Source organism: Mycobacterium sp. NGS68 (assembly GCF_059812195.1).
On the sequence record NZ_JCALCE010000066.1, the window covers coordinates 1 to 9,389 of the forward strand.

1 protein-coding gene is annotated in these 9,389 nt (G+C 73.9%); it reads left to right on the top strand.

Annotation, left to right across the window (positions count from 1 at the left end):
• The coding region (locus tag AC5Y5V_RS31015; protein ID WP_499942848.1) for an amino acid adenylation domain-containing protein at positions 1-9,389 on the top strand (9,389 nt) is incomplete at both ends.

A 9,389-nucleotide genomic window follows, 5' to 3' on the forward strand; every position in this document is an offset into this window, starting at 1 on the left:
ACCGCCGACCCCGCCGACGCCCGCACCGCGCTGGGCCAGCGGCTACCCGGCTACATGGTCCCCGCCGCGCTCGTCGTCCTGGACGCCCTGCCCGTCACCCCCAACGGCAAGCTCGACAAGCGCGCCCTGCCCGCACCGGACTTCCAGGACACCGGTCGTTACCGCGCGCCGTCGGACGCCGTCGAGGAGGCGCTGGCCGGGATTTACGCCGAGGTCCTCGGCGTCGAGCGCGTCGGCGTCGACGACTCCTTCTTCGACCTCGGCGGGGACTCCCTGACGACGATGCGGCTGATCGCGGCGATCAACGCCGCGCTCGGCGCCGACCTGCCGGTGCGCGCCGTGTTCGAAACCCCCACCATCGCGCAGTTGGCGCCGCGGATCGGCGAGGCCGCGGGCCGGCTGGAGCCGCTGGTCGCCGCCGAGCGGCCCGCGGTCCTGCCGTTGTCGTTCGCGCAGAACCGGCTCTGGTTCATCGACCAGCTGCAGGGCCCGTCGCCGGTCTACAACCTCGCGGCGGCGCTGCGGCTGCACGGGCGCCTCGATGTCGCAGCGCTGGGTGCCGCGCTGGGCGACGTGGTCGGCCGGCACGAGAGCCTGCGCACGCTATTCGCCGCGCCCGGCGGGATACCCCAGCAGGTGATCGTCCCCGCGGAGCACGCCGCGCCGGAGTGGGACACCGTCGACGCCACTGGCTGGCCGGCGGACCGGTTGGACGAGGCCGTCAGGACCGCGGCGGCCCACGCGTTCGACCTGGCGCACGACATCCCTTTGCGGGCGACGCTTTTCCGTGTCGGCGACAGTGCGGCGCACGAAGAACACCTGCTCGTGATCGTGGTGCACCACATCGCCGCCGACGGGTGGTCGCTGAACCCGTTCGCCGCCGACCTGGGCGTCGCCTATGCCAGCCGGTGCGCCGGGCAGGCCCCCGGCTGGGCGCCGCTGGCGGTCCAGTACGCCGACTACACGCTGTGGCAGCGCGCGCGGCTCGGCGATCTCGACGACGGCGACAGCCGCATCGCCGCAGAGCTGGCGTATTGGCAGGACGCCCTGACCGGCATGCCCGAACGGCTGGACCTGCCCACCGACCGCCCCTACCCGCCGGTCGCCGACCATCGCGGCGCCAGCGTGGAAGTGGACTGGCCCGCCGAGCTGCAGCAGCGGGTGGCCCGGGTGGCCGCCGAATACAACGCGACCAGCTTCATGGTCGTGCAGGCCGCGCTGGCGGTGCTGCTGTCGAAGATCAGCTCCAGCCCCGAGGTGGCCGTCGGCTTCCCGATCGCCGGGCGCCGCGACCCCGCCCTCGACGATCTGGTCGGCTTCTTCGTCAACACCCTGGTGCTGCGCGTCGACCTGGGCGGCGACCCGACCGTCGCCGAACTGCTGCACCAGGTCCGCGAGCGCAGCCTGGCCGCCTACGAACACCAGGACGTGCCGTTCGAGCTGCTGGTGGAGCGGCTCAACCCGTCGCGCAGCCTGACCCATCACCCGCTGGTCCAGGTGTTGCTGGGCTGGCAGAACCTGCCGCTGCAGGACACCGGGCTGGCGCTGGGCGACCTGGCCGTCACGCCCCTGCCGATCGACACCCACACCGCCCGCATGGACCTGGCGTTCTCGCTGGCCGAACGCTGGACCGAGACCGGCGAACCCGCCGGCATCGGCGGCCGCGTCGAGTTCCGCACCGACGTCTTCGACGCGCACACCATCGAGACGCTCGTCGAGCGGCTGCGACGGGTGCTGGCGGCGCTCACGGCGGATCCGGCGCGAGCGCTGTCGTCGGTGGACCTGCTCGACGAGCACGAGCGCGCCCGGCTGGACAAGATCGGCAACCGGACCGCGCTCAGCATCAGGAGCGCGGTGCCGCTGTCGATCCCGGAACTGTTCGCCGCCCAGGTCCGGCGCACCCCCGACGCGGCGGCCGTCAGCTGCGGGGACCGCACCCTGACCTACCGCGAGCTCGACGAGGCGGCCGACCGGCTGGCCCGGCGGCTGGCCGCCGACGGCGCCGGCCCGGGACGATGTGTGGCGCTGCTGTTCTCCCGGTCCACCGAGGCGATCACGGCCATCATGGCGGTGCTCAAAACCGGCGCCGCCTACCTGCCCATCGACCCCGCGCACCCACACTCGCGGATCGAGTTCCTGCTCGCCGACGCCGCCCCGGCGGCGGTGCTGACCACCGCGGAGCACGCCGACCGGCTCAACGGGTCGGCCCCGCGCGTCATCGACGTGGGCGCGGCCGCCATCGACAACGAAGAAAACCACGAAAACCCGCCGGGCGCGGCACCGCCGGCGAGCCCGCGCCCGCAGGATCTCGCGTACCTGATCTACACCTCGGGCACCACCGGAACCCCCAAGGGGGTGGGGCTGACCCACCTCAACGTGACCCAGCTGATCGGGTCGCTCAACGGTGGCCTGCCGTCGTCGGGCGTCTGGTCGCACAGCCACTCCCTGGCCTTCGACGTCTCGGTGTGGGAGATCTTCGGCGCGCTGCTGCGCGGGGGCCGGGTGGTGGTGATTCCGGAGTCCGTCGCGCGCTCCCCGCAGGACTTCCACGAGGCGCTGCTCGGCGAGGGCGTCAACGTGCTGACCCAGACCCCGTCGGCGCTGGCGGCGCTGCCGACGACGGGGCTGGAGTCGGTGGCCCTGGTGATGGCCGGTGAGGCCTGCCCGCCCGAGCTGGTCGACCGCTGGGCCCCCGGGCGGGTCATGCTCAACGCCTACGGCCCCACCGAGACCACCATGTGTGTGGCGATCAGCGCGCCGCTGACCCCGGGTTCGGGCGCGCCGCCGATCGGGTCGCCGGTGTCCGGGGCGGGGCTTTTCGTGCTCGACGCCTGGCTGCGGCCGGTGCCGGTCGGGGTGGTCGGCGAGCTGTACGTGGCCGGCACCGGCGTCGGCGTGGGCTACGTGGGGCGCGCGGGGCTGACCGGGTCGCGGTTCGTGGCCTGCCCGTTCGCGACCAACGGCGGCGCCCCGGCCCGCATGTACCGCACCGGGGACCTGGTCTGCTGGCGGCCCGACGGACAGCTCGCCTACCTGGGCCGCGCCGACGAGCAGGTCAAGATCCGCGGCTACCGCATCGAACTCGGCGAGGTCCAGGCCGCGCTCAGCGCGCTGGACGGGGTGGGGCAGGCGGTGGTGGTGCCGCGCGAGGACCGCCCCGGCGACAAGCGGCTGGTCGCCTACCTCACCGGCGCGCTGGACCCGGCGCGGACGCGTGCGGCGTTGGCGCAGCGGCTGCCGGCCTACATGGTCCCCGCCGCCGTCGTCGTCGTCGATGCGCTGCCGCTGACGCCCAACGGGAAGTTGGACGTCCGCGCCCTGCCCGCGCCGGAATACACCGCCGGCGAGTACCGGGCGCCGACCACGCTGACCGAGGAGATCCTGGCCGGCGTCTACGCCGAGGTGCTGGGCCTGGACCGGGTGGGCGTCGACGACTCGTTCTTCGACCTGGGCGGCGACAGCATCTCGGCAATGCGGCTGGTCGCGGGTGTCAACGCCGCGCTGGACACCGACCTCGCCGTGCGGACGGTGTTCGAGGCGCCCACGGTCGCGCGGCTGGCGCCGCGGATCGGCGTCGGGTCGGGCGCGCTGCCGCGGCTGGTCGCGGGCGAGCGGCCCGCGGCGGTCCCGTTGTCGTTCGGGCAGAACCGGTTGTGGTTCCTCGACCAGCTGCAGGGGCCGTCGCTGGTGTACAACATGCCGGCGGCGCTGCGGCTGAGCGGGCCGCTCGATGTCGAAGCGCTGGGCGCGGCGCTCGCCGACGTGGTGGGCCGCCACGAGAGCCTGCGGACGCTGTTCGCCGCGCCCGACGGGGTGCCGCACCAGGTGGTGCTGCCCGCCGAACGCGCGGACTTCGGCTGGCGGGTGATCGACGCCCGCGACTGGCCGGCCGACCGGCTGACCGATGCCGCGGCCGAGGTGGCGCGGCACGCGTTCGACCTGGCCGCCGAGATCCCTTTGCAGGCGCGGCTTTTCCGGGTCGCCGACGACGAACACCTGCTGGTGGCGGTGGCGCATCACATCGCCGCCGACGGCTGGTCCGTGACGCCGCTGGTGCGTGACGTGGGGCTGGCCTATGCGGCCCGGTGCGCCGGGCGGGCCCCCGGCTGGACGGATCTGCCGGTGCAGTACGTCGACTACACGCTGTGGCAGCGCGCGCAGTTCGGGGACCTGGCCGACAGCGACAGCCCGATCGCGGCGCAGGTCGCCTACTGGCAGGACGCGCTGGCCGGGATGCCCGAACGCCTCGAGCTGCCCACCGACCGGCCCTACCCGCAGGTCGCCGACCAGCGCGGCGACACGCTGGCCGTGGACTGGCCCGCCGAACTGCAGCAGCAGGTCGCCCGGGTTGCCCGCGCACACAACGCGACCAGTTTCATGGTGGTCCAGGCCGCGCTGGCGGTGCTGCTGTCCAAGGTCAGCGCCAGCTCGGATGTGGCGGTCGGGTTCCCGATCGCCGGGCGCCGCGACCCCGCCCTCGACGACCTGGTCGGCTTCTTCGTCAACACCCTGGTGCTGCGCGTCGACCTGGGCGGCGACCCCACCGTCGCCGAGTTGCTGGCCCAGGTCCGCCAGCGCAGCGTCGCGGCGTACGAGCATCAGGACGTGCCGTTCGAGGTGTTGGTGGAGCGGCTCAACCCGGCGCGCAGCCTGGCTCACCACCCGCTGGTGCAGGTGATGCTGGCCTGGCAGAACTTCGCCGGGCACGGCGGTGACTTGTCGTTGGGGGACCTCGACGTCACCCCGCTGCCCGTGGACACCCACTCGGCGCGCATGGACCTGGTGTTCACGCTCGCCGAACGCTGGACCGATGCCGGTGAGCCCGACGGCATCGCCGGTCAGGTGGAGTTCCGCACCGACGTGTTCGACGCCGCCGGCGTGCGCGCGCTGGCCGAGCGGCTGCGCCGGGTGCTGGAGGCGGTCGCCGCCGACCCCGAACGGCCGTTGTCGTCGCTGGATCTGCTCGACGACACCGAGCGGGCCCGGCTGGACGAGCTCGGTAACCGGGCGGTGCTGGCCCGGCCTTCGAGCAAGCCACAGGGCACGCCGACGCTGGCGGAGCTGTTCGCCGCGCAGGTGGCCCGCACCCCCGACGCGGCGGCGCTGAGCTGCGACGGCCTGACCCTGACCTACCGCGAGCTGGACGAGGCCGCCGACCGGTTGGCCCACGCGCTGGCGGCTCGCGGCGCGGCCCCGGGACAGGCTGTGGCGCTGCTGTTTTCGCGCTCGGCCGAGGCGATCGTCGCGATCCTGGCGGTGCTCAGGAGTGGGGCGGCCTACCTGCCGATCGACCCGGCGCTGCCGTCGGCGCGGATCGGGTTCATGCTCGACGACGCCGCGCCGGTCGCGGTGCTCACCACCGCCGCGCTGGCCGGCCGGGTGGCAGACCGGGTGCCCGTCGTCGACGTCGACGACCCCGGCACCGCGAGCGCCGCAACGACCGCCCCGGCGCCGGACGACATCGCCTACCTGATCTACACCTCGGGCACCACCGGCGTCCCGAAGGGCGTAGCGGTCACCCACCGCAACGCCGCCCAGCTGGTGGCGTCGGCCGCGGGCGGGCTGCCGGGCGGCGGGGTGTGGAGCCAGTGGCATTCGCTGGCCTTCGACGTCTCGGTGTGGGAGATCTTCGGCGCGCTGCTGCGTGGCGGGCGGCTGGTGGTGATCCCCGAGTCGGTGGCGGCGTCGCCGGAGGACTTCCACGCGCTGCTGGTCGCCGAGCGGGTCAGCGTGCTGTGCCAGACCCCGTCCGCGGTGGGCATGCTGTCGGCCGAGGGCCTGGAGTCGACGGCGTTGGTCGTGGCCGGCGAGGCCTGCCCCACCGAGCTGGTGGACCGCTGGGCGCGGGGGCGGACGATGCTCAACGCCTACGGCCCCACCGAGGCCAGCGTGTACGCGGCGATCAGCGCCCCGCTGCGGCCGGGGACCTCGACGGTGCCGATCGGCGCGCCGGTGCCCGGGGCGGCCCTGGCGGTGCTCGACGCGTGGTTGCGCCCCGTGCCGGCCGGGGTGGTCGGTGAGCTGTACGTGGCCGGCGCCGGCGTGGCCGCCGGGTATGTGCGGCGCCCGAGCCTGACCGGGTCGCGCTTCGTGGCGTGCCCGTTCGGCGGGCCGGGCGCCCGCATGTACCGCACCGGGGACCTGGTGCGCTGGGGGGCCGACGGGCAACTGGTCTACCTGGGCCGCGTCGATGAGCAGGTCAAGATCCGCGGCTACCGCATCGAGCTCGGCGAAATCCAGGCCGCCCTGAGCGCGTTGGACGGGGTCGAGCGGGCGGCGGTGATCGCCCGCGAGGACCGCCCCGGCGACAAGCGACTCGTCGGCTACCTGACCGGCACCGCCGACCCCCTTGAAGCGCGCGCCGCGCTCGCCGACCGGCTGCCGGCCTACATGGTGCCCGCCGCGGTCGTGGTGGTTCCCGACCTGCCGCTCACACCGAACGGCAAGCTGGACAAGCGCGCGCTGCCGGCGCCGGAGTACCGGGACGCCGACCGCTACCGTGCCCCCGACGGCGTCACCGAGGAGGTGCTGGCCGGCATCTACGCCGAGGTCCTCGGCCTCGACCGCGTCGGCGTGGACGACTCCTTCTTCGACTCCGGCGGGGACAGCATCTCGGCGATGCAGGTGGTGGCGCGGGCGCGGGCGGCGGGCCTGTTGTGCCGGCCGCGCGACGTGTTCGTCGAGCAGACCGTGGCCCGGCTGGCCCGGGTGGTGGCGGTGGCCGACGGGGCCGACGACGGCGATGACGGCGTCGGGCCCGTCGTCGCGACGCCGATCATGCGCTGGCTGCAACAGGTGTCCGGCCCGGTAGACGAGTTCAACCAGACGATGGTGCTGCAGGCGCCCGCCGGCACCAGCCACGACGACGTGGTCGCGGTGCTGCAGGCGCTGCTGGACCGGCACGGCATGCTGCGGCTGCGGGTCGGCGACGAATTCACCGTCCCCGAGCCCGGCTCGGTGGACGCCCGCGACCGCCTGTACACGGCGGACGCGCTGACCGCGGCGGCCGTCGTCGAGGCGCGGTCGCGGCTGGACCCGACCGCCGGGGAGATGCTGAGCGCGCTCTGGATCCCCCCGACGGAGCAGCTGGTGCTGGTGATTCACCACCTCGCCGTCGACGCGGTGTCCTGGTGGATCCTGCTGGAAGACCTCAACCTCGCGTGGGCCCAGCACCGCGTGGGCCGGGTCATCGAGCTGCCGGTGACCGGCACGTCGTTCGGCCGCTGGGCGTCGCTGCTGGCCGGGCAGGCGCACGACCCGCGGGTCACCGAGCACGCCGAAGCCTGGCGGACGGTCGCGGCGACACCGCCGGCGTTGCCCGCGCTGCGGCCCGAGGCGGACACCTTCGCCGCCGCCGGACACCTGTCGGTGGCGCTGGACGCCGAAACCACCGCCCTGCTCCTCGGCGAGGTCCCGGCGGCGTTCCACGCCGGCATCCAGGACATCCTGCTGATCGCGTTCGGCCTGGCCGTCGCGGAGTTCACCGGTGCCGGACCCGTCGGCATCGACGTCGAGGGCCACGGCCGCCACGAAGAGTTCGGCCGGCACGTCGACCTGTCCCGCACCGTCGGGTGGTTCACCACCAAGTACCCGGTTGCCCTCAACGTCGGCGGACTGTCCTGGGCGCAGGTGCTCGCCGGCGACGCGGCGCTGGGCGAGGCGCTCAAGACCGCCAAGGAACAGCTGCGGGCGCTGCCGCACCCCCTGACGTACGGCCTGCTGCGCTACCTCGGTGACCTGGTCGCCGCAGAGCCGCCGATCGGGTTCAACTACCTGGGCCGCCTGGGCGCCGGCGCCGCGGGTGAGGGCTGGCGGATCTGTCCGGCCGACCCGTCGGTCACCGGCGCGGCCGCGGCCATCCCCATGCCGCTGATGCACACCGTCGAGCTCAACGCCGTCACCCTGGACGGCGATTCCGGCCCGACCCTGCACGCCAACTGGACGTGGGCGCCGTCGGCCCTCGACGAGGCGCGGATCCGCCGGCTCAGCGGGTTGTGGTTCGACGCCCTGGCCGGCATCTGCGCCCACGTCCGCTCCGGTGGGGGCGGGCTGACGCCGTCGGACATCGCGCCCGCCCGGCTTACCCAGCGCCAACTCGACGAGCTGCAGCGGCACGAGCCGGTCGCCGACGTGCTGCCGCTGACCTCCGTGCAGCGGGGCCTGCTCTTCCACGCCAGCGCCGCGCCGGGCAGCGACGACCTGTACGCCGGGCAGCTGGACATCGCCGTCTCCGGCCCGCTCGACAAGGACCGGCTGCGCGCCGCGGTGCGTGCCGTCGTGCGTCGGCACCCGAACCTGGTCGCCCGGTTCCACCAGTACGACGAGCCGGTGCAGGTCATCCCGGCCGAACCCGAAATGGCCTGGCAACACCTCGAACTCCGGGCCGACGAGCAGATCGGGCGGCTCCGCGCCGACGAGCGCGCCGCGGTCTGCGACCTTGCCGGGGGGCCGGCGTTTCGCGTCGCCTTGGTCCGCGTGGCCGAAGGCCGGCACCGGCTGGTGCTGACCAACCACCACATCGTGCTCGATGGCTGGTCGATGCCGATCCTGCTCGGCGAGATCTTCGCCGGCTACTACGGGCAGCGGCTACCGCCGGCGGCGCCGTACCGCGACTTCGTCGCGTGGCTGTCTGATCGTGACGCCGACACCGCCCGCGCGGCCTGGGGCGAGGTGTTCGCCGGCTTCGACGCCCCCACGCTGGTCGCCCCCCAGGACCGGACGCGGCCGGGACAGCAACGGGACAAGGCGTTCCGGCTGCCCGCCGCGCTCTCCCGGGCCGTCACCGAGCTGGCCCGATCCCAGCAGACGACCGTCAACATCGTGCTGCAGGCCGCCTACGCGCAGCTGCTGTGCTGGCTGACGGGCCGCCAGGATGTCGCGTTCGGCACCACGGTCTCGGGCCGGCCGCCCGAGCTGGCCGGCGCGGAGTCGATGGTCGGCCTGCTGATCAACACCGTGCCGGTGCGGGCGCGCATCACCGCGTCGACCACCGGCGCCGAGCTGCTGGCCCAGCTGCAGGGCGCCGCCAACGACACGCTGGAGCACCAGCACCTGGCGCTCACCGAGATCCACCGGCTGGCCGGCCAGGACGTGCTGTTCGACACCCTGTTCGCCTATGAGAACTACCCGATCGACGCCGGCGCGCTGCAGGGCGATCACGAGCTGGCCATCACCGACATCGCCACCCACGAATCCACCCACTACCCGCTGACCGTGCAGGCCCAGCCCGGCCACGAGATGGGCTTCCGCATCGAATACGACACCGACGTGTTCGACGTGGCTGCTGTTGAGGCTTTGGTGGGGCGGTTGTGTCGGGTGTTGGTGGCGATGACGGGGGATCCGGGGCGGCGGTTGTCGTCGGTGGATCTGCTGGATGTGTCCGAGCACGC